Here is a 25518-nt window from a genome sequence, read left to right on the forward strand (position 1 = left end):
CCGGGGCGCCCCGGCCCGTCGCGGGGCCGGCACCGTCACGGCCCGGCACGCGTGGCGCGCCGGGCCGTGGCGGTGGTGGATCAGGTGCGGTTGCGCCACGTCTTGACGGCGCTGTCGAGGATGTCCCAGAGCGTCACCAGCACCGTGCCGGCGATCACGGCCGTCGCCACCAGGTTCAGGTTGTCGCCCTCGCCGAGCCACTCGAAGCGGGCCACGAACTCGGGGTTGAGCAGCCGGTCGGTCGACATCAGCCAGACCACCGGCGCCGCGAACGCCAGGCCGAGCGCCGCGTTGACCGCGACCAGCGACCAGGTCCAGCGCCCGACCCGGTACTTGGCGAACTCCAGGCCGATCGTGGCCACCAGCACCGCGATCAGGAACGGCAGCCAGAAGCTCCACAGCGCCGGGTCGAGGACCGGCAGGTTCTCGCCGTCGTCGGTGGGCACGAACGAGCGGAAGTGCTGCATCGGCAGGTAGGCGATGACCAGCGCCAGGAAGGTGACCGAGGCGGCGATGTCGGTGAGGGTGATCTGCCGGTCGGTCGTGTCCTCCGGAAGCTGGTCGACGCTCCACGCGGGCAGGTGCAGGGGGGTCTTGGTGCGCTCCAGCACCGCGAAGACCACGGTCACCCAGAAGGCGATCTGGACGGCCACCTGGAAGGCGGTGGTGATGCCCGCGCCGATCCCCTCGCCCGCGTTGCCGCCGTCGGCGACCCTGAGCAGGCCGGCCAGCACGCCGACCAGGGCCGGGATGAAGCTGAGCAGCAGCTTCATCAGCCGCGACCAGGCCAGGTAGTAGGCCGGGCCGATGAGCTGCAACCGGCGGTCGGCGTAGCGGGCGGCGAGCTTGTCCGGGTCGCCCAGCTCCGTGAGCACCTCCCGCTCGGCGGCGGCGGCGTCCTGCCCGCCGGCCGTACGGCCCTCGATCATGTCCGCGATCGAGGCGCGCAGCTCGGTGTCGATCTCCGCGCGGCGCGCGACCGGCACCGAACGCAGGGTCGCGGTGAGGTATCGGTCGGTCAGGGTGGTCATCGGTCGGCTCCTTCGATCAGCCCGGTCAGGGAGGTCTGCACTGTGGCGAGGTCGGTGAGGAGCCGGCCCAGCACCGACTCGCCCTCCTCGCTGGTCCGGTAGAACTTGCGTGGCCGGCTCTCCTCGGTGTTCCACTCGCTGGTCAGCAGCCCCTGCTCCTCCAGCCGCCGCAGCAGCGGGTAGAGCGTGTTGGCGTCGACCGGGAAGCCGTGGTCGGAGAGGCGTTGCAGCAACGCGTAACCGTAGTCGGGACGGCGCAGCGCGACGAGGCTCGCCACCACCACGGTGCCCCGGCGCAACTCCTGGAGGTGCGTTCGCAGGATCTCATCGCTAACCATGCGTCACACCATACTGTGTGGCACACACTATCGTCCAGCGCTACATCATCGTGCGTGTCAACATCAGTGTGTTCGGGCGAAACGGACGGCGGCGGACCCTCGGTGGGGTCCGCCGCCGTGGTGCCGGTCGCTCAGCAGGACCGGCCCTCCCGGAAGCCGCGCTCGACGACGGACGCCGGCCCGACCTGGAGGTAGCCGACCCCCGGCCGGATCGGGTGGCCGGTGAACAGCTCCACCCGGGAGCCGACGCGCACCAGATAGGCCGAGGCGTCGCCCGCGTCGTTGCGGATCATCGAGCCCCGCGGGCCGTAGATCTCCTCCAGCGCGGCGAAGGACATGCCCACCCCCGCCCCGGCGGGCGTGCGGGGCGGCGCGGTGGCGGTGCCCACCTCGACCAGCCGCCCGTCGCGGAAGGTCAGGATGATCTTGCCTGCCCAGGCTCCGGTGACGCCGGTGTGGACCGTGCGGCCGCAGCCCGGCGCGACCCAGTCGATGAGGCCGGCCGCCGAGAGGCGGTCCAGGGAAGCCCCGATCCGGAACGGTCCGGCGCCCCGGACGCTGATGATCCGGACCTCGTCGGGATCTGCGGCGGCCGGGCGGGCGGTGCCGTCCGTGCCCGTGCCGAGGCGGCCGTCGGCACGTTCGGACAGGTTCCCGGCGACGGCGGCGGGCAGGGGCGCGGCGGCGGCCGGTGCCGCCGTGGTGATCGGCACGAGCCCGGCCGTGGCCAGCAGGGCGGTGACGACGGTGTACGAGAGACGGTGCACGGGGATCTCCTCCTCCGGAGTGCGGGTGTCCTTGTCCTGTTGGTCACCCGCCCGGCCGGATCGGTTCGTCGGTTTCCCGACCGATGCGCCCGGACCGTGGCACCCGACCGGCAGGCTCCGGCCGGCGCGCCCCGGCCCGACCGACGCGCCACCCCGCGTGGCGTCGCGGGCTGCCCCCGGCCCGCTGCGGCGTCTACTGTCGAGACGGAACGGCGACCGGCGGTGCCGGTGTCGGGGGTGGTGCGGTGACCAGTCCGGGGCGGATCGGGCCCTACCGGGTCGAGCGGCTGCTGGGCACGGGGTCGTTCGCGACGGTGTGGCTTGCCCACGATCCGGTGCTCGACTCCCGGGTGGCGATCAAGGTGCTGGCCGAGAACTGGCACCACGACCTGCGGGTGCGGGAGCGCTTCCTGGACGAGGCCCGCCTGCTGCGCCGGCTCGACGACGAGCGGCTGGTCCGCGTCCACGCGGTCGGCGAGCTGGCCGACGGCCGGCCGTACTCGGTGCTGACCTGGGCCGACGGCGGCAGCCTGCGCGACCGGCTGGCGGCCGGGGCGATGCCGGCGCCCGCCGCCCTGGAGTTGCTGGCCGAGATCGCCGCCGGCGTCGCCGTCCTGCACCGGCACGGCGTGGTGCACCGCGACCTGAGCCCGGGCAACGTCCTGTTCCGCTCCGGCCCGGACGGCGAGCGGGTGCTGATCGCCGACCTCGGGCTGGCCAAGGCCCTCGCCGCCGCCTCCGGTCTCACCGCCCGGGCCGGCACCCCCGGCTACATGGCCCCGGAGCAGGACGACCCGTTCGCCGTCGTCGACACCCGCGCCGACGTGTACGCGCTGGGCCGGCTCGGCCTCCGCCTCCTCGCCCCGGCCGCCGACGTCGGTGCCGCCCCCGGTGCCGTCGCCGTCGCCCGCGCGGAGGGCGGGGCGGGTGGGGGCGTCCTGCCGGAGATGGCCGAGGTCCTGCGCCGGGCCACCGCGCCCCGGGCCGCCGACCGGTACCCGGACGCCACCGCCTTCCGCGCCGCCCTGCGCCGCCCCGCCCCGGCCGCCGCCCCTGCGCCGGCCGCCCCCGCCTCGGCCGCCCCCGTCTCGGCCGCCCCCGCCTCGGCCGCTCCCGCGCCAGCTGCCCCCGCCCCGGCCGTTCCCGTGTCCGCCGCCCCCGCCCCGGCCGCCCCTGCGCCGGCCGCTCCCGCCCCGGCCGCTCCCACGCCGGCCGACGGGACGGTCAGGCATCCGACCCGGCGGGCGCGCAGGGCGGGGCGGCCGGTCGCCCGGTGGCGGCTCGGCGCGCTGGCGCTCGGGGTCCTGACCCTCCTGGCGGCCCTGTCCACCGCCGGCGACGACACGACGGGCCAGCGGGACGCCGGAAGCTGGACGAGCGGGCCGGTCACCGTCGCCCTGCCGCCCGGGTGGCGGGCCACCGGCACCGGCTGGGCCGGCCGGTACGGACCCGACGGCCGGCTCGAACCGGCCCTGGTGATGTCGCCCGAACCGCACCGGTGGGCGGCCGACCCCACCGTGCCGGGTGCCTTCGTCGGGCTCTCCGCCAGCATCGCCTCGCGCACCAGCCCGGCGGGATTCGTCGCCGAGCGTCCCCACGCGGCGTGTGCCGCCGCGCCCGTACGCCGCACCCGACAGGCGGGCGTGGACTGGGTGGTGGCCCGGTTCACCTGTGACCGGGGGCGGCCCGAGGTCGTCGAGGCCGCCGGGCTCGCACCCGGCCGCGCCGGCCTGATCTACGTGCAGATCACGCCCCCGGCCGGCAGCCGGGCCGACTTCGTCGACACGCTGCTGGCCGGGGTCAGGGTGGGCTAGTGCGGAGCGGACGCCGCCGCCCGGCCGAGGCGGTCGCGCAGGAACTCCTCGAACGTCAGCAGCCAGGGGAACCGGTTCCGCAGGCCGGCGATGTCGGCCTGGTATCCGCTCTCGGCGAACCAGGCGTACATGCGGTGCTCGACCGGCTGCGGTTCCAGGCGGGTGGGGGTGCCGGTGAGCGCCTCGTAGATCTCGGCGACCCGGGTGAGGGTCAGCTCGTCCCCGGCGATCTCGATCTGCGTGCCGAGGTGGTCCGCGGGGTGCGCGAAGGCGTACGCGGCGATGCGGCCGACGTCGTCGGAGGCGATCATCTGCAGCGGTCGGTCGGGAAGGACCTCAAGGCGCAGGACCCGTTCCCCCTCGGCGTCGGCGTAATGGAGGAGATTGTTCATGAAGAACGCCGGGCGCAGGATGGTTGCGGGCAGGCCCGACGCCTGGATGTGCCGCTCGATCTCGGCCTTGGTCTCGAAGTGGTCGATGCCGGTCCGCCGCTCCGCGCCGCCCACCGAGCTGTAGACCAGGTGCGCGACACCTGTCTCCCCGGCCACTTCGGCGACCGTCCGGCCCTGCCTGACCTCGGCCGCGAGGCCGTCCGGAGTGTGCGCCAGGGCCTGGACGCTGAAGACACCGTGCACGCCGCGCATCGCCGCGCGTAGCGACCCGGCATCGTCCATGTCCCCCTCGACCAGGGTGGCGCCCTGCTCCGCGAGGAGGCGCGCGGCCGGCTTGGTCCGATCGCGGACGAGTGCCCGCACCTGCCAGCCGTCCTGGAGCAACCGGCGGGCCGTGGCGCCGCCCTGATTGCCGGTGGCGCCGGTCACGAGAATCGTCTTCCGCTCCGTCATGACGGTCCAGCCTAGGGAAACGGCTGGTCAGCCCGACGGCAAGGGGCCTGCCATCGACGGGGGCGTACGCCCTCCGTCGGCGCTAGCGCACCACCACCGTGACCGTGTGCGTCGTGCCGCCCTGGGGGATCAGCACGTCGACCGTGCCGGGGCGGACGAACCGGATGTCGACCACCCCCGCCTCGTAGCTGCGGGAGACCAGGTCCTCCCGGTCCACGCCGACCTCACCCGGCCCGATGCCGACGATCCGCAGCACCCCGCCGGTCGCGAAGCAGAGCGAGCGCACCAGCGCCAGCTCGGTCTCGGCCAGCACGAGGTCGTGGCGTACCGCCCCGAAGCAGGTGCCGGGCAGCTCGCCCGGCGAGCGCGTCGCGGTCGGCGTACGCCCGGCGGCGGTCGTCGGGGGCGCAGCCGGCGGGGGCCGGCGGGACGGCGGGACGACGGCCGACGTGCCCGGCGGACGGCCTGGCGTGCTCGGTGGCGGGGAGGCCGACGGCGGGAGGGCCGACGGGGAGGGCGACGCCGGGCCGGGGGAGCGGGAGGCCGGCGCCTGCACGGGCAGCGGCGAGACGGGAGCGTCGCCGCCGCCACACGCCGCGAGCGGCACGGCCACGGTCACGGCGGCCACCGCGATCCCGGCGAGCCGCGGTGCGGAGAACCGCGAGCCGCCGGAGCCGCGCGGTGCGCCCCGGCGGCCCGTCGCCGTCACCGCCGGCCCTCGTCGGTGGCGGGCTCAGCGGAGAGCCGGTGCCGCAGCTGCCGGCGGGCCTCGTGGATCCGCGACTTGACGGTGCCCTCGGGCACGCCGAGCAGGCCGGCGATCTCCCGGTAGCCCAGCCCCAGGACGTCGCGCAGGGTCACCGCCTCGGCGAGTTCGGGGCGCAGCGCGTCGAGCGCGTCGAGCAGGTCCAGCCGGGTGCCGGCGACCACGCTCGTGCGGCGCGGGTCCACCGGGTCCGGCAGCGGCACGCCGCCGGCCTCCACCAGCCAGCGCCGCCGCAGCACCCGGTACGTCGAGCGGGCCCGGTTGGCCGTCAGCCGGTACAGCCAGGTGTGGAACGACGAGCGGCCCTCGAACCGGCCGACGCCCCGGGCCAGCGCGAGCAGCGCGTCCTGACACGCCTCCTCGGCGTCCTGGCGGTTCGGCAGCAGGCGGGCGCAGAGCCGCAGCACCTCCGGGCGGACCGCGACCAGCAGCGCGTCGAGCGCCGCGGGATCGCCGCGCGCCGCCGACTCGACAAGCTCCTCGACACCGTCCGGGAGGGGCATCAGGTCGTCCAATGCTCGCCGGATACCGTCCGCCCAGGCTACGGCCGCCGCCGCCGATCGGGGCGCCCCGAGTCCGGGAACCGACTGCCGGAGGCGGTCGTGGGCCCCGCCGAGCGTGCGGGGCGGGGCGGTCGGGGAGACGCGCGCCACCCGGCCCGGCCCTGTCCGCGCGGCGTCTGGAGCCGTCTTCGACGGCGGCGATAGGGTAGGCCGTCCGAGCTCGACCAACCCAAGATCCGACCCGGGGGGCGCCACGCATGGGCGATTCGTTCGCGCATCTGCACGTGCACACGGAGTACTCGATGCTCGACGGGGCGGCCCGGCTGAAGGACCTCTTCGCCGAGGTCAAGCGGCAGGGCATGCCGGCGGTGGCGATGACCGACCACGGCAACATGCATGGCGCGAACGACTTCTACAAGCAGGCGATGGCCGCCGGCGTCACCCCGATCCTCGGCATCGAGGCGTACGTGGCGCCGGAGTCGCGGTTCCACAAGCAGCGGGTGAAGTGGGGCCGGCCGGAGCAGAAGAGCGACGACGTCTCCGGCAGCGGCGGCTACACCCACATGACCATCTGGGCGAAGAACAAGACCGGCCTGCACAACCTCTTCAAGCTCACCAGCCGGTCGTACACGGAGGGGTTCTTCGTCAAGTGGCCGCGGATGGACGCGGAGCTGCTCGCCGCGAACTCCGACGGGTTGATGGCCACCACCGGCTGCCCCTCCGGCGAGGTGCAGACCCGGCTGCGCCTGGGCCAGTACGACGAGGCGCTCAAGGCCGCCGCGCGGTACCAGGAGATCTTCGGCAAGGAGAACTACTTCCTGGAGGTCATGGACCACGGCATCAGCATCGAGAGCCGGGTCCGCCAGGAGCTGCACGACATCTCCCGCAAGCTCGACATCCCGCCGGTGGTCACGAACGACTCGCACTACACCCACGAGTCCCAGGCCGAGGCGCACGACGTGCTGCTCTGCGTGCAGACGGCGGCGAACGTCGCCGACCCGAACCGGTTCCGGTTCGACGGCAGCGGCTACTACATCAAGTCCGCCGACGAGATGCGCGCCGTCGACAACTCCGATTTCTGGCTGGAGGGCTGCCGCAACACCCTGCTGGTGGCCGAGAAGGTCGACCCCACGGGGATGTTCGAGTTCCACAACCTGATGCCGCGCTTCCCCGTCCCGGAGGGGGAGACCGAGGAGTCCTGGTTCCGCAAGGAGACCTTCGCCGGGCTGGAGCGGCGCTACCCCGGCGGCATCCCCGAGGGGCACGTCAGGCAGGCCGAGTACGAGCTGGGCGTCATCATCCAGATGGGCTTCCCGTCGTACTTCCTCGTGGTCGCCGACTTCATCCAGTGGGCCAAGAACCAGGGCATCGCCGTGGGCCCCGGCCGTGGCTCGGCCGCCGGCTCGCTTGTCGCGTACGCGCTGGGCATCACCGACCTCGACCCGATCCCGCACGGCCTGATCTTCGAGCGCTTCCTCAACCCCGAGCGCGTCTCCATGCCGGATGTCGACATCGACTTCGACGAGCGCCGGCGCGGTGAGGTCATCAAGTACGTCACCGACAAGTGGGGCGAGGACAAGGTCGCCCAGATCGCCACCTTCGGCACCATCAAGGCGAAGGCCGCGATCAAGGACTCGGCCCGGGTGCTCGGCTACCCGTACGCGGTGGGCGACCGGATCACCAAGGCGATGCCCCCGGCGGTGATGGGCAAGGACATCCCCCTGGAGGGCATCTTCGACCCCAAGCACCCCCGCTACGCCGAGGCCGGCGAGATCCGGGGCATGTACGAGGCCGAACAGGACGTCAAGAAGGTCATCGACACCGCCCGGGGCATCGAGGGGCTGATCCGACAGACCGGCGTGCACGCCGCCGGCGTCATCATGTCCGCCGAGCCGATCATCGACCACATCCCGCTGATGCGCCGGGACTCCGACGGGGTCATCATCACCCAGTTCGACTACCCGACGTGCGAGTCGCTCGGGCTGTTGAAGATGGACTTCCTCGGCCTGCGCAACCTGACGATCATCGACGACGCGGTGAAGAACATCCAGCTCAACCACGGCAAGGAGCTGGACCTGCTGGCGTTGCCGCTGGACGACAGGGCCGCGTACGAGCTGCTGGCCCGGGGCGACACCCTGGGCGTGTTCCAGCTCGACGGCGGGCCCATGCGCTCCCTGCTGCGGATGATGAAGCCGGACAACTTCGAGGACATCTCCGCCGTCCTCGCGCTCTACCGGCCCGGCCCGATGGGCGTCGACTCGCACACCAACTACGCGCTGCGCAAGAACAACCTCCAGGAGATCACCCCGATCCACCCGGAGCTGGAGGAACCGCTGCGCGAGATCCTCGCGCCCACCTACGGCCTGATCGTCTACCAGGAGCAGGTGCAGCGCGCCGCGCAGATCCTCGCCGGCTACACCCTCGGCCAGGCCGACCTGCTGCGCCGCGCGATGGGCAAGAAGAAGAAGGAGATCCTCGACAAGGAGTTCATCCCCTTCCGGGACGGCTGCCGGGAGCGGGGCTACTCGGACGAGGCGATCCAGAAGGTCTGGGACGTGCTGGTCCCGTTCGCCGGCTACGCCTTCAACAAGGCGCACTCGGCGGCGTACGGGCTGGTGTCGTACTGGACGGCGTACCTGAAGGCGCACTACCCGGCCGAGTACATGGCGGCGCTGCTCACCTCCGTCGGCGACGACAAGGACAAGATGGCGCTCTACCTCTCGGAGTGCCGCCGGATGCGCATCCAGGTGCTGCCGCCGGACGTGAACACCTCCGCGGGGCCGTTCACCCCGGTCGGCAAGGAGATCCGGTTCGGCCTCGGCGCGGTGCGCAACGTCGGCGCCAACGTCGTCGCCGCGATCATGCGCTGCCGCGACGAGAAGGGCGAGTACGCCGACTTCTACGACTTCCTGTCGAAGGTCGACGCCGTGGTCTGCAACAAGAAGACCATCGAATCCCTGATCAAGGCCGGGGCGTTCGACTCGCTCGGGCACTCCCGCAAGGCGCTGCTCACGGTGCACGCGGAGGCGATCGACGCGTACGCCGACGTCAAGCGCAAGGAGGCCGTCGGCCAGTACGACCTCTTCGGCGCCGGCTTCGGCGACGCGGAGACCAACAGCACCACGGTGATGCCGGTGATCGGCGACGGGGAGTGGGACAAGCGCGACAAGCTCGCCTTCGAACGCGAGATGCTCGGCCTCTACGTCTCCGACCACCCGCTCTTCGGCCTGGAGCACGTCCTCGGCGCGGCGGCGGACTGCACCATCGCCTCCCTGTCCGAGGAGGGCACCGTCCCGGACGGGGCCGTGGTGACCCTCGCCGGCATCCTCTCCGGGGTGCAGCGGCGGGTCACCAAGCAGGGCCGGGCCTGGGCGTCGGCCACCCTGGAGGACCTCGCCGGCGGCGTGGAGACCTTATTCTTCCCCAACACCTACGAGGTGATCGGGCAGTACATCGCCGAGGACGCCATCGTGGTGGTCAAGGGGCGGGTGGACCGGCGCGACGACACGCCCCGGATCATGGCGATGGACATGTCCATGCCGGACGTCAGCAGCACCCCGGGGAGCAAGCCGGTCACCCTGACCATCCCGGTGCACCGGTGCACCCCGCCGCTTGTGGAGCGGCTCAAGGAGACCCTGGTGCTGCACCCGGGCGACACCGAGGTGCACGTCAAGCTGCTCAACGGCGGCCGGACCACCACCCTGCGGCTGGGGCCGTTCCGGGTGGCGGCCACCACCGCGCTGATGGGCGACCTGAAGAGCGTCCTCGGCCCCGCCAACGTCAGCTGACGTTGGCGGGCCTGGCTCGGCAGCCCGGCGGGCCCGCGGCGGATGCGGCATGATCGCGGGCATGACCGTGCCCGCCGGGGAGGCCGACGCGAGTCCGCTGCGGGTCCGCGACCTGGTGCCGGACTTCCTGGCGTACGCGCGCCGCGCCGCGCACGTCCCCCGGCAGCGGTGGGCGCAGCTGTGGCGGACGCACTACCTGGCGCCCCACCGCGACCTGTACGCGGCGCTGGACCGCCGGGGCGACTGGTCCGGGGTGGACGACCTCGAAGCCGTCCTGGAGCGGCTGCACGGGCGGGAGGCGGCGTTCGCCGCGCGCGCGGAGCGGCTGGCCGCGCTGCTGCCCGCCACCGTCGCCGGGGTGGGCCGGGCGATGGGCTGGCCGGGCGACGGGGAACCGCTCGACTGCGTCCTGCTGGTCGGGCTGGAGCAGGCCAACGGCTGGGCCGACGAGTTCCGGGGCCGCTTCGCCCTGTTCCTCGCCGTCGAGCGGCTCGGCGAGCCGGAGCACGACGAGCTGCTGGTCCGGCACGAGGTGGCGCACGTGGTGCACGACCGGCTGGCCGGCATCCGGGACTGGCCGGAGCACGGGGTCGCCCCCGCGCTGCTCACCGAAGGGCTGGCCACCCAGGTGACGGCCGAGCTGGACCCGCGACGACCGGACGACGAGTACCTCTGGATGGGCGCCACCCACCGGCGGTGGCTCGCCGACTGCCGGCGCCGCTGGCCGGAGATCCTGCACCGGATCGCCGTCGACGTGGACGCCACCGACCTCGACCGGTACGCCGCCTGGTTCCTCATGCGCGACAGCGTGCACCGGGGCGACTTGCCGCGCCGCTGCGGCTACCTGGTCGGCCTGGAACTGGTCCGGCTCCTGCGCGAGCGCCACCCGCTGCACGAGATCGCCGCCTGGGACCTCGACCGGGGGCTCGGCGAGGTGCGACGGGGTCTGCACGCCCTGCGCGCGGCGACCTGAACCGGCACCCGGGGCCGCGAGCGCGGGATTGGCCATCGGAGGTACGCGGCGCGGGCGGCTAGCGTCGGCGGGGTGGAGATCGCACAGGCGCAGAAGTTGTGGCAGCCGCAGCCGGGTTGGCTGAACACCGCCAGCTACGGGCTCCCGCCCGATCCGGCGTGGGACGCGGTGCAGGAGGCGTTGACCGACTGGCGGGGTGGGCGCACGTCGTGGGAGAGCTGGGGCCAGGCCACCGAGCGGTCGCGGGCCGCCTTCGCCGGCCTGGTCGGGGTGCCGGTCGCCGACGTCGCGGTCGGCAGCACGGTCTCGCAGCTGCTGGCCCCGGTCGCCGCGGCCCTGCCCGCCGGCGCGACCGTCGTGGTGCCGGAGGTCGAGTTCACCTCCAACCTCTTCCCGTGGCTGGTGCAGGTCGAGCGGGGCGTGCGGGTGCGCACCGTGCCGCTGGCCGGGCTCGTCGACGCGATCGACGCCGACACCGACCTGGTGGCGTTCAGTCTGGTGCAGTCGGCCGACGGCGCGGTCGCCCCGTACGCCGGGATCGTCGCGGCGGCCCGGGCGCACGGCGCCCTCGTCGCGGTCGACGCCACCCAGGCGTGTGGCTGGCTGCCGTTCGACGCGAGCCTCGCCGACGTGGTCGCGGTCGGCGCGTACAAGTGGCTGATGGCCCCGCGCGGCTCCGCGTTCGCCTACCTGGCGCCCGCGCTGCGGGAGCGGCTGCGCCCCGACGCCGCCGGCTGGTACGCGGGGGAGGACCCGCACGCCTCCTACTACGGCCCGCCGCTGCGCCTGGCCGGGGACGCGCGCCGGTTCGACATCTCGCCGGCGTGGTTCAGCTGGGTCGGCACGGCCCCCGCACTGGAACTGCTCGCCGAGATCGGCGTGCTTGCCGTGCACGCGCACGACGTCGCCCTGGCCAACCGGTTCCTGGCCGGGCTGGGCCGCCCGCCGGGGGAGAGCGCGATCGTCGCGGTGGAGGTGCCGGGCGCGGCGGAGCGGCTGGAGCGGGCTGGCGTCCGGGCGGCGGTGCGTGCCGGCCGGGTGCGGGCGTCCTTCCACGTCTACTCCACGGTGGCCGACGTCGACCTCGCCCTGGACGCGCTCACCGGCTGAGGCCGGGGGCGGGGCCGAGGGTGGGGTCGACGCCGGCCGGCCGTCACTTGGCGCCGGTGACGATCCCCGGGTTGATGCAGAGGCCGGGGTTGCTGCCGTTGCGCTCGGCGATCTCCAGGCACCGCGACACCTTGTCGACCTTCGCGTTGGTCTCGGTGATCTGCTTCTGGATGGCGGCGTTCTTCCGGTCCTGCTCCAGGTTGCGGGTCTGGGCGAGCTTGTCCTGGAAGGCCTTGATGTTGCCCTCGGTCTTGTCGTCGTGGTTGACCCGGGTGATGGTCACCGACAGGATGTCGACGTCGCTGGAGAGCCGCGACTCGGCGCTGGTCTTGATGCTCTCGGCGAAGGGCTTCAGGTCCACGTTCAGGCTGCCGGTCGCCGAGTCGATCTTCTCCAGCGGGTTGTAGGTGGCGAAGGCGTCGTTGACGGCGCTGTCGAGCTGCACGCCCACCCGCTGGCCCCGGAAGCTGTCGAAGTCGCCCTTGTAGTCCATGAACTGCTTGGGCGCGTTCTCCGGCTTGACCTGCCACTCGACGAGCACCTCGACGCAGGCGTCGGCGAGGGTGCCGGTGCGGACCCGCACGCAGTGGTCGCCGCCGATGTGGTCGTACTTCTGCCGGCCGGCGTCCCACTCGCCGACCTTGTGCCAGGGGGCGACCCACTTCAGGCCGGAGCCGGTGACCTTGCCCGTCGGCTTGTTGAAGCTGGTGACGATGCCGACCGAGCGGATCGGCACGGAGTGGGCGCTGGAGCCGACGACGAACACGACCGCGCCGACGAGGCAGCCGAGCGCCGCCAGGGTGGCGGTCCGCTTGGTCGACCTGTTCGGAGCGGCGAGCGCCAGTAGGCCGGAGATCGCCAGGCCGACGGCGAAGATGATCGCAACAGTGAAGCCGAAGGGCATTTCGCTCGGCACCTTTCGCGGGAGGGGGCCATCACCCTAGGGGCACCGGTCAAGGCGAAACGCCTGTGGGGCGCGGCCGTGGCACGCCCACATGACGTGGTACGCCGTGACTCCACAGCTACCGCCGTCGATGCCGGCGGGTGGGGTGGCCGGGCGGCGGGGTGGAGTTCCCGCACGGTCGGGCGTCCCGGAATGTGGCTGCCATCGACATAGTTCGACATCACGGCGCCGCCGTAGGTTTCCAGCACGCGACGGCCATGTGACCCCGGTCACCGATCCGGTCGTCGCCGGACCTACGAAGGAGTAGGCGATGGCCGGGCAAGCGCTCCTGTCGGCCCGCGGGCTGACCCGTGACTTCCGGGGTTTCCGGGCGGTCGACGGGGTCGACCTCGACATCGCGGCGGACAGCGTCCACGCACTCGTCGGCCCGAACGGCGCCGGGAAGACCACCCTGTTCAACCTGCTCACCGGCTTCCTGCGGCCCAGCGGCGGGCGCATCGAGCTGGCCGGCCGCGACGTGACCGGGCTGCCCCCCGAGCGGGTCGCCCGGCTCGGCGTGGCCCGGTCGTTCCAGATCACCAGCCTCTTCCCGCAGCTCTGCGCGCGGGAGCACGTCGAGTTGGCGCTGCAGAGCCCGAGCGGGCTGGGCTGGCGGTTCTGGCGCTCGGCGAAGCTGATGCGCCGCTACACCGACCGGGCCGGCGAACTGCTCGACATGGTCGGGCTGGCCGAGCTGGCCGAGGCCCCCGCCGAGGCGCTGGCGTACGGGCGCAAGCGGGCGCTGGAGCTGGCCATCGCCCTCGCCCTGGACCCGAAGGTGCTGCTGCTCGACGAGCCGACCGCCGGGATGGGCCTGGAGGACGTCGACCGCACCGTCGAGCTGGTGGCGCGGGTCCGGCGGGGCCGGACGGTGGTGCTGGTCGAGCACAACATGAGCGTGGTCGGGCGGCTCGCCGACACCGTCACCGTCCTACAGGCCGGCAAGGTCCTCGTCGAGGGCCCGTACGAGCAGGTGCGCGCCGACGAGCGCGTGATCACCGCCTACCTGGGAGCCGCCGATGCTGCGCATTGAGAACCTGTCCGCCTTCTACGGCGAGGCGCAGGTGCTGCGGGAGGTCAGCCTGGACGTCGCCGCCGGCGAGGTGGTCACCCTCGTCGGGCGCAACGGCGCCGGCAAGTCCACCCTGCTGCGCTGCGTGATGGGCCTGCACGCCGGCCAGCGCGGCCGGATCGAGCTGGACGGGCGGGACGTCGGGAGGCTGCCCGCGTACCGGCGGGCGCGGTTGGGGCTCGGCTGGGTCCCCGACGACCGGGGCAGCTACGCCACGCTGAGCGTGACGGAGAACCTCACCCTGCCGCCGACCGTCGGGCCCGACCCGTGGTCCCTGGAGCGCGTGTACGAGGCGTTCCCCGCCCTGCACCAGCGGCGGGACTCGGCGGCCACCATGCTCTCCGGCGGCGAGCAGCAGATGCTCGCGCTGGCCCGGGTGCTGCGGATGGGCGCCCGGCTGCTGCTCTGCGACGAACCGACCGAGGGGCTCTCGCCGCTGCTCGTGCAGCAGGTCGGCGACCTCCTGCGCGAGGCCAAACGGCACGGGGTGACCGTGCTGCTGGTCGAACAGAACCTGCACTTCGCCACCGGCGTCGCCGACCGGCACTACCTGCTGGCCGAGGGACGCGTCGTGGAGGCGATGGACAACTCCGAGGTGCGCTCCCGGGAACGGGAGCTGCTGTCGTACCTCGGCATCTGAATTCCGATTCGACGACCCGCGCGGCGCGCGGGGTGGAGGGATGGGCATGCGTAGGACGGTGGGTGTGGCCGCCGCTTCGGCGGCGGCGATGGTGCTGGTCGCGGGCTGCGGCGGCGGTGGTCCCCAGGCGGGCGGGGACCAGAAGCTGACCGGCGGCAAGATCGTGCTGGGCGTGCTGAACGACCAGTCCGGCGCGTACTCCGAGCTGTCCGGCAAGAACTCGGTCAAGGCCGTGGAGATGGCCATCGCCGACTTCAAGGCCAGGCACGGCGACAAGGCGGTGACGAAGGACATCACCGTGGAGACCGCCGACCACCAGAACAAGCCCGACATCGCCAACAGCAAGGCCCAGGAGATGTACGACCGCCAGGGCGTCGACCTGATCCTGGACGTGCCCACCTCGTCGGCGGCGCTGCGGGTGGCCGACGTGGCGAAGGAGAAGAAGAAGCTCTACTTCAACATCGGCGCCGCGACCACCGACCTGACCGGCAAGAGCTGCAACAAGTACACGTTCCACTACGCGTACGACACGTACATGTTGGCCAACGGCACGGGCAAGGTCACCACCGAGCAGGTCGGCAAGAACTGGTACATCCTCTACCCGAACTACGCCTTCGGCCAGGACATGGAGAAGAGCTTCACCACCGCCATCACCGCCGCCGGCGGGCAGGTCGTCGGCAAGGACGGGGCGCCGTTCCCGAACACCAGCGGCGACTTCTCCACCTTCCTGCTCAAGGCGCCGACGCTCAACCCGAAGCCGCAGGTGCTCGGCACCATGCAGGCCGGCGCGGAGTTGGTCAACGTGGTCAAGCAGTACAACGAGTTCAAGCTGCGTGACAAGGGCGTCGGGCTGGCGGTCGGCCTGATGTTCATCACCGACATCCATTCGCTCACCCCGGCGGCGCTCGCCGGTACCACCTACACCGACGCCTGGTACTGGAACTCCGACCAGCAGAACCGCGAGTTCGCCGACCGGTTCCAGTCCGAGACCGGTACCCGGCCGTCCTTCGCGCACGCGGCCAACTACTCCGCCGCGATGCAGTACCTGGAGGCCGCGCAGGCCGCCGGCACCGACGACGCCGACGCGATCGTCAAGGAGCTGGAGGGCAAGGAGGTCAACGACGTCTTCCTGCGCAACGGCAAGTTCCGCGCCGAGGACCACCGGGTCATCCACGACGCCTACCTCGCCCAGGTGAAGCCGCAGTCCGAGGTCAGTGAGCCGTGGGACTACGTCAAGGTTCTCAAGACCATCCCCGCTGCCGAGGCGTTCCGCGCCCCGTCGGCGGACTGCAAGATGTGACCAGGGTATGACCAGCTTCTTGCAGAACACGTTCAACGGGCTGGTGAGCGGGGCGTTCTACGCCCTGCTCGCCCTCGGGCTCGCGGTCATCTTCGGGATGCTGCGGGTGGTCAACTTCGCCCACGGGGCGTTCTACATGCTGGGCGCCTTCGGCGCGTACGTGCTGCTCACCGAGGCGGGCGTGCCGTTCTGGGCGGCGTTGGTGATCATGCCGGTGGGGCTGGCCCTGGTCGGCATGGCCCTGGAGCGGGCCTTCATCCACCGGCTCACCCGGCTCGACCCGCTCTACAACTTCCTGCTCACCTTCGGCCTGACGCTCATCCTCCAGGACCTGGTGAAGCTCCGCTACGGCGTGCAGTCCAGCCCGTACGAGACCCCGTCCGCGCTCAGCGGATCGGTCGACTTCGGGCTCTTCGACTTCCCCACCTACCGCGTCTTCACCCTCGGCTTCGCGCTCGCCGTCTGCGCCGGCGTCTGGTGGGTGCTCACCCGCACCCGGATCGGCATGGTGGTCCGGGCGTCGACCGAGCGGCCCGAGCTGACCCGGGCGTTCGGCATCGACGTGGGGCGCTGGGTCACCCCGGTCTTCGGCTTCGGCATCGGCCTCGCCGGGCTGGCCGGGGTGCTGGCCGCGCCGATGCGGGCCGTGAACCCGCTGATGGGCGCCGACCTGATCATCGTGGTCTTCGCGGTCGTGGTGATCGGCGGGCTGGGCTCGATCTTCGGGTCCGTCGCCGCCGGCTTCGGCATCGGCCTGGTGCAGGCGTGGGGCGAGGCGTACCTGTCCGACTTCCCGATCGTGTCGCAGACGATCGTCTTCATCGTGATGGCCGTCGTGCTGCTCTGGCGCCCGGCCGGGCTGTTCGGCCGTGAGGAGGCACCGGCATGACGAGCACCGTCGACACCGAGACCGAGGCCGGTCGCCCGGCGCCGAGGTCCGGGCTGGTCGCCGTGACCCGGGCCCCCGGCTGGGTCCGGTACGCGCTGCTCGCCGTCGGGCTGCTGGTGGCGTTCTGGCTGCCCAACGGGCTCTACCCGGCGGTGGCGGTGGACATCCTCTGCTGGGCGTTGTTCGCCGTCGCCGTGGACCTGCTGCTCGGCTTCACCGGCCTGATGTCCTTCGGGCACGCCGCCTTCTGGGGCGCCTCCGCGTACGTCACCGGGTTGACGGCCATCCACCTCGGCCTGCCGTTCCCGGCGGCCGTGCTGGCCGGGGCGCTCGCCGCGGCCGTGCTCGCGGTGCCGATCGGCTACCTGGCGGTCAAGCGGACGGGCATCTACTTCGCCATGGTCACCCTGGCGTTCGCGCAGATGGTCTACTACGTGGCCAACGAGTGGCGCTCGGTCACCCGCGGCGAGAACGGCCTGCAGGGCGTGCCCCGCGAGCTGTTCGGGCTGGACCTGACCGACGACTACTACTTCTACTACGCGATCCTGCCGATCGTGCTGCTCGGGCTGGCCGCCGCCTGGCGGATCGTGCACTCGCCCTTCGGTCGGGTGCTGGTCGGCATCCGCGACAACCCGGCCCGGGCCCGCGCGCTCGGCTACCCCGTGCACCGCTACAAGCTGACCGCGTTCGTGCTGTCGGGCTTCATCGCCGGGCTCGGCGGCGGTCTGTTCGCCGTCGGCCACCGCTTCGTCTCCCTCGACGTGCTGCACTGGACGACCTCCGGCAAGGCGGTCATCGTGGTGGTGCTCGGCGGCATCGGCACGCTCTGGGGCGGGGTGCTCGGCGCGGGCATCCTGGTCCGCCTGGAGGACTGGCTGTCGTTCTCCGGGTTCGAGGCGATCGGCCTGGTCACCGGCGGGATCTTCGTCCTCGTCGTCCTGGTGTTCCGGCGCGGCATCTGGGGCAGCGCCGCCGCCCTGGCGACGCGCTGGGCGGCATCCCGCCGCCGGTAGTCGCACCCGGGCGCATCCATCCGCGGCCCTCCCGACGAACCCCCGGGTAGTGAACGTCTACCCGGGGGTACGTCTGGTGCTGACAGATCCCATGCCGGTCGGGGCCGTCGAGACCGCGCGCAAGCAGTTGTCGCTGGCCGCCGAGGACCTCGACGCCAACCGGGTCGCGGCGCTCGTCGTCGAGGTGGCCGACGAGTGGGGCGCGGCGGCGCTGTGGGAACAGGTCTGCGTGCCGATGCTGGCCGCACTGCCCGGGCACACCGCCATCGAGGTCGCCGTCGAGCACGCCCTCGCCGAGGGCGTCCGCGTCGGCCTGGACGTGTTCCGGCGCGTACCGGGCCGCCCGCTGCCCACCGGCGGCGTGCTGCTGGCCGGCGCGGAGCAGGAGACGCACTGCCTCGGCCTGCACGCGCTGGCCGCCGCGCTGCGCGAGCGGTCCCGGGGGAGCCTGCTGCTCGGGCCGGCACTGCCGTGGACGGCGCTCGCCAGCGCCGCCCGTCGGGTCCGCCCGCGCATCGTCGTGGTCTGGGCGCAGACGCCGGTCACCGGCCGCGCGTACCGCCTGGTGCGCTTCGCCCGCGACTTCCCGGCGATCCGGGTGTACGGCGCCGGCCCGGGCTGGATCGAGCCGCTCGCCGCGCCGGCGACCCGACTGTCCACGCTGCCCGCCGCCGTCACCGCCTGCGCCGCGCCGCCGTCACCGCCTGCGCCACTCCTGCCCTGACGGGGAACGTGGGGGCGACACCACGTCCCCGCCAGGCGGACCAGGCACCATGACCTCCGTGCGACTACTTACCGCCGAGGAGTTCACCGCCACGATCGGCACGCCACTGGCGCCGGTGAACGTCGACGAGTCTGCCCCGTTCGACTTCTGGTCCTACTTCGACGCCATCCCCCGCGAGGACCTCGGTGGCCACGACTTCAGCGACGACGAAGTCACCCACGTGTGGCAGATGCCGGACGGGGCGCATCAGCACGTCCTCATCGCCTGCGACACCCCGAACGTGTTCCTGGTGCTCGTGCTCGACCTCCGGAACGCATCGGTGGCCGGGCACCACGTACTCGACCTCAACCAGATCTACGGGCTCAGCCAGCCGCCCGTCCCTGACGAACGGTAGGAGCGTCCACTCCGGCTGCCCACTCGTCAGCCTCCGGCTGCCCACCGGTCCGTCGTGGCTTCGGCCGCCGTCCGGCCAGGAACGTGACGTCGAGCCCTCTCCGGATGGCCGGCGGTGGATGTGCCGCTGGCCGGCACCCCGTGTTCGGGTGCCGGCCAGCGATCCCCCTTGTGGTGGAAAGTCTGTGTCAGCTGTTCCAGTGCTCGGCCACCAGGTCGGCGGCCATCTGCTCCCACTGGGCGTAGTGGTCCGGGTACGCCGACACCTGCACCGTCTGCGCGGCCTTGGTCAGCGGCATGTCCTGCCACCCGTCGACCTGCTTGAGACCCTTCAGGAACGCCGTCGTCGAGTACTCGGGGTCGGTGATCTGCTCCACCGTGCCCCACCCGGAGGACGGGCGCTGCTGGAACAGGCCCTGCGAGTCGTGGTCGTTGCGGTCACCCAGGTGACCCAGGTTCTCCAGCTTCGACTCCTGCAACGCGGTCGCGATCGACACCACCGCGGCGCGCTCGTCCATGCCGGCCTTCTTCGTCGCCGCGATGATGGCCTTGACGTTGGCGACCTGCTCGTCGGACAGGTCGATACGCGACTGGGCGCCCTGCACGCCGTGCGGGATCAGCTTGCCCGTGTCCGGCTTGTCGGCCTGCACGACTGCCACCGGCGTCGACTCCACCGACGGGGCCGCGTGCGCGGTCGCGGGACCGGCGAACACGCCACCGGCGAACGCGAGACCAGCGATACCGAGAACGCTCTTACGCATGATCGTGTTCATCAGAAACGCTCCATTCGGGGGTCGGCACCCACACACCGAAGGGGGATCGGCTCACGCGGGTGCAAGCACCGTCGGCGCTCATGCGAACTCACGGAGGATCTCCAGCGAACCTGGAGAGGATCTCCGACATTGAGCCGGAGGAAAGATCAGATCGGCCGTGCCGGCCGGATGACCCGTGCGGGCCGGAGGGAGGCCGGGCTGTCGTGCGGGGCGGACGCCCTCGCGTCGGCCGGACCATGTGTAACCACCGCCGGCCCGCCATCATTCCGGGCGCCCCGGGCCCGCCAACCCATCGGGGCGGCGTGACCTCGGCGGCGTGCGTCTTGCTCGGCCGTACGCAGGATGTAACGACCCCGCCCCCGCCACGATTCCGCCCCCACCATGCCCCCGGTCACACCCCAAACCGCACATTCGGCACGCCACGTCACCCCGCTGGAGATCTTGGTAGGAGACGGCCCCTGGAGGGGCGGTTTCTCGCCAAGATCTCCGGCGGGAGCCCGGCGAACGCGGCCGCACCCGGAAAGCCGAAGCAGCACCCGGAGAGAGGACACGAGTGACCGCCGCCACATAAGATACGAACCGGTTTCGTATCGATAACCACCCGCCTACGCTGACACCGCCGAATTACGAGTCTGGCCCGTATCGAAACGGGGTCCGGGGGGAGAACGCGAAGATGCCACCGCACGAGCACACGGGACACCCGAGGAGGTGGGCGATCCTCGGGGTGCTGGTGATCAGCCTGCTCGTGGTCGTCCTGGACAACACGATCCTCAACGTCGCGCTGCGGACCCTCGCCGACCCGGTGCACGGCCTCGGGGCGAGCCAGGGCGAGCTGGAGTGGTCGATCAACTCCTACACGCTGGTCTTCGCCGGCCTGCTGTTCACCTTCGGCGTGCTCGGTGACCGCGCCGGGCGTAAGCGCTTCCTGCTGATCGGCCTGGTGCTCTTCGGGTTGGCGTCGCTGCTGTCGGCGTACGCGCAGAGCCCCGCGCAACTGGTCGCGGCCCGCGCGCTGATGGGCGTGGGTGGCGCGGCCATCATGCCGGTCACGCTCTCGATCATCTCCAACGTCTTCGACCCCAGGGAGCGGGGCCGGGCGATCGGCGTCTGGGCCGGCGCGGTCGGCCTGGCCGTGGCCATCGGCCCGATCCTCGGCGGCGCGCTGCTGGAGCACTACTGGTGGGGCTCGGTCTTCCTGATCAACGTGCCGGTGGTGGTGCTCGGCGTGGTGCTGGTGGCGCTGCTCGTGCCGGAGTCGCGGGACCCGGAGCCGGGCCGCGTCGACGTCGCCGGCGTGCTGCTGTCGGTGGTGGGGCTCGTCGCGTTGACCTACGGCATCATCGACGGCGGCGAGCACGGCTTCGGCCGCCCGCTGGTCTGGGTCGCGATCCTCGGCGGCCTGGCGGTGCTGGCCTGGTTCGTCGCGTACGAGCGGCGCAGCGACCACCCGTCGCTGGACGTGCGACTGTTCCGGGTGCCGCGTTTCGCCGCGCCCGTGGCCATCGTCGGGCTGATCTTCTTCGCCGCGATGGGCGTCATGTTCTTCACCTCGTTCTACCTGCAACTGGTGCGCGGCTACAGCCCGCTGGAGACCGGCCTGCTCTTCCTGCCCTTCGCGGCGGCCCAGCTCGTCTTCGCCCCGGCCAGCGCGGCGATGGTCCGCCGGTACGGAGGCAGGGCCGTCGCGGCGGTCGGGTTGGCGCTGACCGTGGTCGCGCTGGGCGCGTTCGCGTTCGTCGACGCGACCACCCCGATCTGGGTGGTGCTGGTGGTCTTCTTCCTCCAGGGCACCGGGATGGCCAACATCATGCCGCCGGCCACGGAGTCCATCATGTCCGCGCTGCCCCGGGAGAAGGCCGGCGTCGGCTCGGCGGTCAGCAACACGGTCCGGCAGGTGGCCGGCGCGCTCGGTGTGGCGGTGCTCGGGTCGGTGCTCTCCGCGGTCTACCGTGCCGACGTCGACCCCGCCCTGCGGGACCTGCCCGCCGGGGCGCGCGAGGCGGCCGGCGAGTCCATCTCCGGCGCGTACGCCGCGGCGGGTCAGCTCGGGCCGGCGGCGCCGCAGCTGATCGCGGTCGCCGACGACGCCTTCCTGGCGGCGATGCACTGGGCGGCGGGCCTCGCCGCCGCGATCGCCGCGCTCGGCATCCTCGTGGTGCTGCGTTGGATGCCCGGCCGCTCCGCCGACGCGGAGGGGAGACCGGCGCCGGTGGGGGAACCCGAGTTGGCCGGGACCGCCTAGCTTCGGGAACAATGTCCGACATGACTTCCACCGCCGACGCTCCCCGGCCGCCCGGGCGGCCGAGGAGCGTCCGCGCGGACGAGGCGATCGTCGAGGCCGCCCTCGACCTGCTCGCCGACGGCAGCACGATCGAGGCGATCTCGATCGAGGCGATCGCCGCCCGCGCCGGCGTCGGCAAGGCCACCATCTACCGCCGCTGGCCGGGCAAGGACGCGCTGCTGCGCGACGCCCTGCGTACGCTCAAGGGCACCCCGCCGGAGCCCGCCGGCCACTCGGTCCGCGACGACCTGATCCTGCTGGTCGGCGCGGTCGGTAACCACATCGACCCGCGGGCGGCACGGATCATGCCCTGCCTCGTGCCGGAGGTCAACCGCAGCCCCGAGCAGTACCAGCTCTACCAGAACATCATCGAGCCGCGGCGGGAGATGATGCGCGAGGTGCTGCGGCGCGGGATGCGCTCCGGCGAGCTGCGCGCGGATCTCGACGTCGAGGTGGTCATGGCGATGCTGACCGGCCCGATGCTGGTGCAGCGCGTCATGCGCTGGCACCCCGACCTCGACGAGGCGACCCTGCCGCAGCGCATCGTCGACGGCGTCCTGGACGGCATCCGCGCCCGCTGACGGCCCCGCCCCGCCGGGCGGCGGGCCCCGGCGGGCGGACGCCTGCCGGTCACGCTGCGGCCAGGTCGTCGGCGCCCAGGTGCGCGGGCCGTCAGGCGGCGGGCGTACGCAGGCGGTGCAGGCGCAGGGCCAGCTGCACCTCCAGCGCCCGCTCCGGCTTCTGCCAGTCCGCGCCGAGCAGCTGCCCGACCCGTTCCAGCCGCTGGGTGACCGTGTTGACGTGCACGTGCAGCAGCTCGGCGGCCCGGGCGAGGCTGCCGCCCACCCCGAAGTACGCCTCCAGGGTCCGCACCAGCGCGGTGCCCCGCCGGGCGTCGTAGTCGACGACGGGCCCGACGGTGGCGGTCAGGAACCGGTTGACGTCCTTGTCGCCCCCGTCGCCGACCGCGCCCAGCAGCAGCCCGACGAAGCCCAGCTCGGCCGTGCTCGCGCCCTGCCCCGAGCGGCCCAACGCGCCCATGGCGGTCAGGCACCGCTCCGCCTCGGCGAACGTCGCGGCCAGCGACGCCGGCCCCGTCGACGGGCCGCTCGACCCGGCGGTGACCGGCCGGCCGGTCACCCGGGACAGGTCCCGGGCCACCGCCCGGGCGCTGCCGCCCGCGTCCTGCCCGGGCAGCATCAGCACCACCCGCCCGTCGCGGGCCGCGGCCAGCCCGCCCCGGGTCGAGGCGTACGTGGTGGCCCAGGAGAGCACCCGCTGCCGGGCCGAGCCGGTGGCGGCGATGGCGTCGTCGCCGACCGCCACGAGCACGTGCGGGGAGTCCAGGTCCACCCCGAGCCGGCGGGCCCGGCTGCGCAGCGCGTCCGTGTCCCGCAGCGGCCGGGCGATCAGGTCGTCGAGCAGCTCGCCCCGGACCCGCCCCTCCGCCTCGGCGACGGTACGCCGGAACAGCAGCAGCAGCGCCGTCACCAGCGACGCCCGCTCCAGGATGCGCTGGTCGGCGTCGACCAGCTCGTCGTCGGGGCGCAGCACCAACGCGCCCATGTTCTCCGCCCCGGCCACCACGGCGGCGTACCAGAGCCGGCCCCGGCGCACGCTGCGGCCCTCCGTACGGGACGCGGCCACCGCCTCCACCATGTCCGCCCGGTCCGGCTCCTCGATCTCGCCGACCCGGGCCAGCAGCCGGCCCTCCGCGTCGAGCGCCAGCAGCGCCCCGCCGAGCACGTCGGTGACCGCCGCGGCGACGTCCTCCACGCCGCCCCCGCGCAGCACCAGCGCGGTCATCCGGTCGTGCGCCGCCGCCGCCCGCTCCACGGAGCTGCTGTGCGCCCGGATGGTGGTGTTGGCCGTCGACAGCTCCTCCAGCGCCGCCTGCGTCTCCGCGAGCAGCCGAGCGGTGTCGATCGCCACCGCCGCGTGCGCGGCGAGGGAGACCAGCAGCGCCACCTCCTCGCGGACGAACGGCCGGGCCGAGCGGTTGGCCGCGTAGAGCACCCCGATCGAGGTCGAGCCGAGCCGCAGCGGCACCCCGAGGATGGCCACCAGGCCCTCCTCGCCCACGCCGGCGTCGATCTCGCCGGTGTGGTGGAAGCGGTCGTCCTCCGGGTAGTTCGCGGTGACGTACGGGGCGCCGGACTGGGCCACGAGGCCGCCGAGGCCGGCACCCATCGGCAGCCGCAGCTGCTGGAAGCGGGCGGAGACCGAGCCGTCGGTGACCCGCATGTACGTGTCGCCGCGCTCCTCGTCGTCGAGGGTCATGTAGGCCACGTCCGCGCCGAGCAGGTTGCGCGCCCGGTGCACGATCGCGCGCAGCACGTCGTCCAGGTCGCGCAGCCCGGCCAGGTCGCTGACCGTGTCGTACAGCCCGGAGAGCTCGACCTCCCGGCGGCGGCGGCGTTCCAGCAGCGCGCGGACCCGCAGCGCGACCGTCTTGGCCTGCTCCAGCTCGGCGAGCCGCGCGGGCGGCAGCCCGGCGGCGCGCGCGGCGACGAGCGGCCCCTCGAACTCCACCGCGGCGGCCTCGCGGGCGAGCAGCTCCAGGAACTCCACCGGTGACGACATGACCGACATTGTGCGGCTTGCCACTAGTTCGCCGTCCAGCCCCCGTCGAGCGCGATGGACGCGCCCGTGATGAACGCCGCCGGCGGCGAGCAGAGGTACGCCACGAGTTCGGACACCTCCTCCGGCTCGATCAGCCGCTTGATCGCCGCCCGCGCCAACATGATCTTCTCGACCACCTCGGACTCGGGGATGCCGTGGCTGGCGGCCTGGTCGGCGATCTGGCTCTCCACCAGCGCCGTGCGCACGTACGCCGGGTTGATGCAGTTGGCGGTCACGCCGTGCGGGGCGCCCTCCAGCGCGACCACCTTCGACAGCCCCTCCAGCGCGTGCTTGGCGGAGACGTACGCCGACTTGTACGGCGAGGCGCGCAGCCCGTGCACCGAGGAGATGTTCACGATCCGCCCCCAGCCCCTGGCGTACATGTGCGGCAGCGCCCGACGGATGATCAGGAACGGCGCCTCCACCATCACCCGGTGCAGGTGGGCGAAGCGCTCCGCGGAGAACTCCTGCACCGGCGCCACGTGCTGCAGGCCCGCGTTGTTCACCACGATGTCCACGTCGGCGTCGAGGCGGTCCACCGCGTCCGGGTCGGCCAGGTCCACGCCCTCGGCCCGCCCGCCGGCCTCCGCCGCCACCGCCTTGGCCGCCTCGACGTTGCGGTCCACCACCAGGACCTTGGCGCCGGCGGCGCCAAGCCGCAGGGCGCAGGCCCGGCCGATGCCGCTCCCGCCCCCGGTCACCAGGGCGGTACGACCAGCGAGGTCGACGTGTACGACGTGGGGGACCGCCACGGGTTCTGCCGTCATGGCGCATGAAGTTACGAGCTGTGTGTCCGGGCGCACATGGGCCGGCGACACATACTCACCGCCCGGCATGTGTGGCCGCCGCGCGCCCCCGGCGGCGTGTCGGCGCGCCCGGCGTGTCCCCGGCGGCGGGGTGTCGCCCGGCTCGATAGGGTGTCGAACACACGTA

Annotated in this window: 23 protein-coding genes; 13 read left to right on the forward strand and 10 right to left on the reverse strand. The window is 72.9% G+C overall.

The genetic code is table 11. From position 1 onward, the window contains the following. Window positions 1-80 precede the first annotated feature (80 nt). From ACN27A_RS32255 to ACN27A_RS32265, 3 genes are all read right to left on the reverse strand, one after another. Window positions 81-1031 carry a permease prefix domain 1-containing protein gene (locus tag ACN27A_RS32255; RefSeq protein ID WP_421458210.1) on the reverse strand — a complete coding sequence of 317 codons (951 nt, stop codon included), beginning with the start codon at window positions 1029-1031 and terminating at the stop codon, window positions 81-83. Next, a complete protein-coding gene (locus ACN27A_RS32260; protein WP_089001033.1) occupies window positions 1028-1369 on the reverse strand; it encodes a PadR family transcriptional regulator in 342 nt (113 codons plus the stop codon). The genes ACN27A_RS32255 and ACN27A_RS32260 overlap by 4 nt, the downstream gene beginning before the upstream one ends. 131 nt (window positions 1370-1500) lie before the next feature. Continuing rightward, window positions 1501-2136: a hypothetical protein gene (locus ACN27A_RS32265; protein ID WP_421458211.1), complete on the reverse strand. Its 636-nt coding sequence runs from the start codon at window positions 2134-2136 to the stop codon at window positions 1501-1503. A 245-nt stretch (window positions 2137-2381) separates the two neighbouring features. Between ACN27A_RS32265 and ACN27A_RS32270 the strand changes: the two genes are divergently transcribed. Next, on the forward strand, window positions 2382-3950 hold the full coding sequence (locus ACN27A_RS32270) for a serine/threonine-protein kinase (RefSeq protein WP_421458212.1): 1569 nt from the start codon (window positions 2382-2384) through the stop codon (window positions 3948-3950). On the opposite strand, the gene ACN27A_RS32275 is transcribed toward ACN27A_RS32270, so the two are convergent. From ACN27A_RS32275 to ACN27A_RS32285, 3 genes are all read right to left on the reverse strand, one after another. Beyond that, the gene (locus ACN27A_RS32275) at window positions 3947-4795 is read right to left on the reverse strand and encodes an NmrA/HSCARG family protein (protein WP_421458213.1); all 849 of its coding nucleotides are present in this window, start codon (window positions 4793-4795) and stop codon (window positions 3947-3949) included. The genes ACN27A_RS32270 and ACN27A_RS32275 overlap by 4 nt on opposite strands. 82 nt (window positions 4796-4877) lie before the next feature. Then, window positions 4878-5504 carry a hypothetical protein gene (locus tag ACN27A_RS32280; RefSeq protein ID WP_421458214.1) on the reverse strand — a complete coding sequence of 209 codons (627 nt, stop codon included), beginning with the start codon at window positions 5502-5504 and terminating at the stop codon, window positions 4878-4880. Further along, window positions 5501-6064 carry an RNA polymerase sigma factor gene (locus ACN27A_RS32285; protein ID WP_421458215.1) on the reverse strand — a complete coding sequence of 188 codons (564 nt, stop codon included), beginning with the start codon at window positions 6062-6064 and terminating at the stop codon, window positions 5501-5503. The genes ACN27A_RS32280 and ACN27A_RS32285 overlap by 4 nt, the downstream gene beginning before the upstream one ends. Window positions 6065-6321: 257 nt before the next feature. On the opposite strand from ACN27A_RS32285, the gene dnaE reads away from it, so the two are divergent. The 3 genes from dnaE to ACN27A_RS32300 all read left to right on the forward strand — a co-directional run bounded on the left by dnaE (window position 6322) and on the right by ACN27A_RS32300 (window position 11935). Continuing rightward, window positions 6322-9852, forward strand: coding sequence for a DNA polymerase III subunit alpha (dnaE, locus tag ACN27A_RS32290; protein WP_421458216.1), 3531 nt, complete (start codon window positions 6322-6324; stop codon window positions 9850-9852). 61 nt (window positions 9853-9913) lie between these two features. Next, window positions 9914-10825 (forward strand): hypothetical protein, encoded by a 912-nt coding sequence (locus tag ACN27A_RS32295; RefSeq protein WP_421458217.1) that lies wholly within the window; start codon window positions 9914-9916, stop codon window positions 10823-10825. A 72-nt stretch (window positions 10826-10897) separates the two neighbouring features. Continuing rightward, window positions 10898-11935, forward strand: a complete 1038-nt coding sequence (locus ACN27A_RS32300; RefSeq protein WP_421458218.1) for an aminotransferase class V-fold PLP-dependent enzyme — start codon at window positions 10898-10900, stop codon at window positions 11933-11935. A 43-nt stretch (window positions 11936-11978) separates the two neighbouring features. On the opposite strand, the gene ACN27A_RS32305 is transcribed toward ACN27A_RS32300, so the two are convergent. Further along, window positions 11979-12839, reverse strand: a complete 861-nt coding sequence (locus ACN27A_RS32305) for an SPFH domain-containing protein (RefSeq protein WP_421458219.1) — start codon at window positions 12837-12839, stop codon at window positions 11979-11981. Between the two features lie 310 nt (window positions 12840-13149). Between ACN27A_RS32305 and ACN27A_RS32310 the strand changes: the two genes are divergently transcribed. The 7 genes from ACN27A_RS32310 (at window position 13150) to ACN27A_RS32340 (ending at window position 18910) form a co-directional block, all read left to right on the forward strand. After that, window positions 13150-13911 carry an ABC transporter ATP-binding protein gene (locus ACN27A_RS32310; RefSeq protein ID WP_421458220.1) on the forward strand — a complete coding sequence of 254 codons (762 nt, stop codon included), beginning with the start codon at window positions 13150-13152 and terminating at the stop codon, window positions 13909-13911. Beyond that, the gene (locus ACN27A_RS32315) at window positions 13898-14590 is read left to right on the forward strand and encodes an ABC transporter ATP-binding protein (protein ID WP_421458221.1); all 693 of its coding nucleotides are present in this window, start codon (window positions 13898-13900) and stop codon (window positions 14588-14590) included. Before ACN27A_RS32310 ends, ACN27A_RS32315 begins: the two co-directional genes overlap by 14 nt. A gap of 40 nt (window positions 14591-14630) precedes the next feature. Next, window positions 14631-15890: an ABC transporter substrate-binding protein gene (locus ACN27A_RS32320; RefSeq protein WP_421458222.1), complete on the forward strand. Its 1260-nt coding sequence runs from the start codon at window positions 14631-14633 to the stop codon at window positions 15888-15890. Between the two features lie 7 nt (window positions 15891-15897). Next, window positions 15898-16779, forward strand: a complete 882-nt coding sequence (locus tag ACN27A_RS32325; RefSeq protein ID WP_421458223.1) for a branched-chain amino acid ABC transporter permease — start codon at window positions 15898-15900, stop codon at window positions 16777-16779. Then, window positions 16776-17792, forward strand: a complete 1017-nt coding sequence (locus tag ACN27A_RS32330) for a branched-chain amino acid ABC transporter permease (protein WP_421458224.1) — start codon at window positions 16776-16778, stop codon at window positions 17790-17792. The genes ACN27A_RS32325 and ACN27A_RS32330 overlap by 4 nt, the downstream gene beginning before the upstream one ends. Before the next feature lie 76 nt (window positions 17793-17868). Next, the gene (locus ACN27A_RS32335) at window positions 17869-18516 is read left to right on the forward strand and encodes a transcriptional regulator (RefSeq protein WP_421458225.1); all 648 of its coding nucleotides are present in this window, start codon (window positions 17869-17871) and stop codon (window positions 18514-18516) included. 58 nt (window positions 18517-18574) lie between these two features. Then, window positions 18575-18910: a hypothetical protein gene (locus ACN27A_RS32340; protein WP_421458226.1), complete on the forward strand. Its 336-nt coding sequence runs from the start codon at window positions 18575-18577 to the stop codon at window positions 18908-18910. Window positions 18911-19097: 187 nt separating this feature from the next. On the opposite strand, the gene ACN27A_RS32345 is transcribed toward ACN27A_RS32340, so the two are convergent. Further along, a complete protein-coding gene (locus ACN27A_RS32345) occupies window positions 19098-19682 on the reverse strand; it encodes a hypothetical protein (protein ID WP_421458227.1) in 585 nt (194 codons plus the stop codon). Window positions 19683-20355: 673 nt separating this feature from the next. Here ACN27A_RS32345 and ACN27A_RS32350 point away from each other — a divergent pair. Then, window positions 20356-21924: an MFS transporter gene (locus ACN27A_RS32350; RefSeq protein WP_421458228.1), complete on the forward strand. Its 1569-nt coding sequence runs from the start codon at window positions 20356-20358 to the stop codon at window positions 21922-21924. A gap of 11 nt (window positions 21925-21935) precedes the next feature. Further along, entirely contained in the window at window positions 21936-22544 is a 609-nt protein-coding gene (locus ACN27A_RS32355; protein WP_327027709.1) for a TetR/AcrR family transcriptional regulator, read from the forward strand. 91 nt (window positions 22545-22635) lie between these two features. On the opposite strand, the gene ACN27A_RS32360 is transcribed toward ACN27A_RS32355, so the two are convergent. Together ACN27A_RS32360 and ACN27A_RS32365 are read right to left on the reverse strand one after the other, a co-directional pair. Beyond that, window positions 22636-24555, reverse strand: coding sequence for a helix-turn-helix domain-containing protein (locus ACN27A_RS32360; protein WP_421458711.1), 1920 nt, complete (start codon window positions 24553-24555; stop codon window positions 22636-22638). Between the two features lie 14 nt (window positions 24556-24569). Beyond that, the gene (locus ACN27A_RS32365; RefSeq protein WP_421458229.1) at window positions 24570-25352 is read right to left on the reverse strand and encodes a 3-hydroxybutyrate dehydrogenase; all 783 of its coding nucleotides are present in this window, start codon (window positions 25350-25352) and stop codon (window positions 24570-24572) included. Window positions 25353-25518 lie beyond the last annotated feature (166 nt).

It is taken from the genome of Micromonospora sp. WMMD737 (assembly GCF_049179055.1).
In the GTDB taxonomy this organism is placed as follows: domain Bacteria; phylum Actinomycetota; class Actinomycetes; order Mycobacteriales; family Micromonosporaceae; genus Micromonospora; species Micromonospora reichwaldensis.

Excerpts from the sequence above, each read along its gene's own strand:
- ACN27A_RS32255 (WP_421458210.1), bottom strand. The coding sequence starts at position 1,031 with ATGACCACCCTGACCGACCGATACCTCACCGCGACCCTGCGTTCGGTG.
- ACN27A_RS32260 (WP_089001033.1), bottom strand. The coding sequence starts at position 1,369 with ATGGTTAGCGATGAGATCCTGCGAACGCACCTCCAGGAGTTGCGCCGG.
- ACN27A_RS32275 (WP_421458213.1), bottom strand. The coding sequence starts at position 4,795 with ATGACGGAGCGGAAGACGATTCTCGTGACCGGCGCCACCGGCAATCAG.
- ACN27A_RS32285 (WP_421458215.1), bottom strand. The coding sequence starts at position 6,064 with ATGCCCCTCCCGGACGGTGTCGAGGAGCTTGTCGAGTCGGCGGCGCGC.
- dnaE (WP_421458216.1), top strand. The coding sequence starts at position 6,322 with ATGGGCGATTCGTTCGCGCATCTGCACGTGCACACGGAGTACTCGATG.
- ACN27A_RS32295 (WP_421458217.1), top strand. The coding sequence starts at position 9,914 with ATGACCGTGCCCGCCGGGGAGGCCGACGCGAGTCCGCTGCGGGTCCGC.
- ACN27A_RS32305 (WP_421458219.1), bottom strand. The coding sequence starts at position 12,839 with ATGCCCTTCGGCTTCACTGTTGCGATCATCTTCGCCGTCGGCCTGGCG.
- ACN27A_RS32310 (WP_421458220.1), top strand. The coding sequence starts at position 13,150 with ATGGCCGGGCAAGCGCTCCTGTCGGCCCGCGGGCTGACCCGTGACTTC.
- ACN27A_RS32315 (WP_421458221.1), top strand. The coding sequence starts at position 13,898 with ATGCTGCGCATTGAGAACCTGTCCGCCTTCTACGGCGAGGCGCAGGTG.
- ACN27A_RS32320 (WP_421458222.1), top strand. The coding sequence starts at position 14,631 with ATGGGCATGCGTAGGACGGTGGGTGTGGCCGCCGCTTCGGCGGCGGCG.
- ACN27A_RS32325 (WP_421458223.1), top strand. The coding sequence starts at position 15,898 with ATGACCAGCTTCTTGCAGAACACGTTCAACGGGCTGGTGAGCGGGGCG.
- ACN27A_RS32330 (WP_421458224.1), top strand. The coding sequence starts at position 16,776 with ATGACGAGCACCGTCGACACCGAGACCGAGGCCGGTCGCCCGGCGCCG.
- ACN27A_RS32345 (WP_421458227.1), bottom strand. The coding sequence starts at position 19,682 with ATGAACACGATCATGCGTAAGAGCGTTCTCGGTATCGCTGGTCTCGCG.
- ACN27A_RS32350 (WP_421458228.1), top strand. The coding sequence starts at position 20,356 with ATGCCACCGCACGAGCACACGGGACACCCGAGGAGGTGGGCGATCCTC.
- ACN27A_RS32355 (WP_327027709.1), top strand. The coding sequence starts at position 21,936 with ATGTCCGACATGACTTCCACCGCCGACGCTCCCCGGCCGCCCGGGCGG.
- ACN27A_RS32360 (WP_421458711.1), bottom strand. The coding sequence starts at position 24,555 with ATGTCGGTCATGTCGTCACCGGTGGAGTTCCTGGAGCTGCTCGCCCGC.
- ACN27A_RS32365 (WP_421458229.1), bottom strand. The coding sequence starts at position 25,352 with ATGACGGCAGAACCCGTGGCGGTCCCCCACGTCGTACACGTCGACCTC.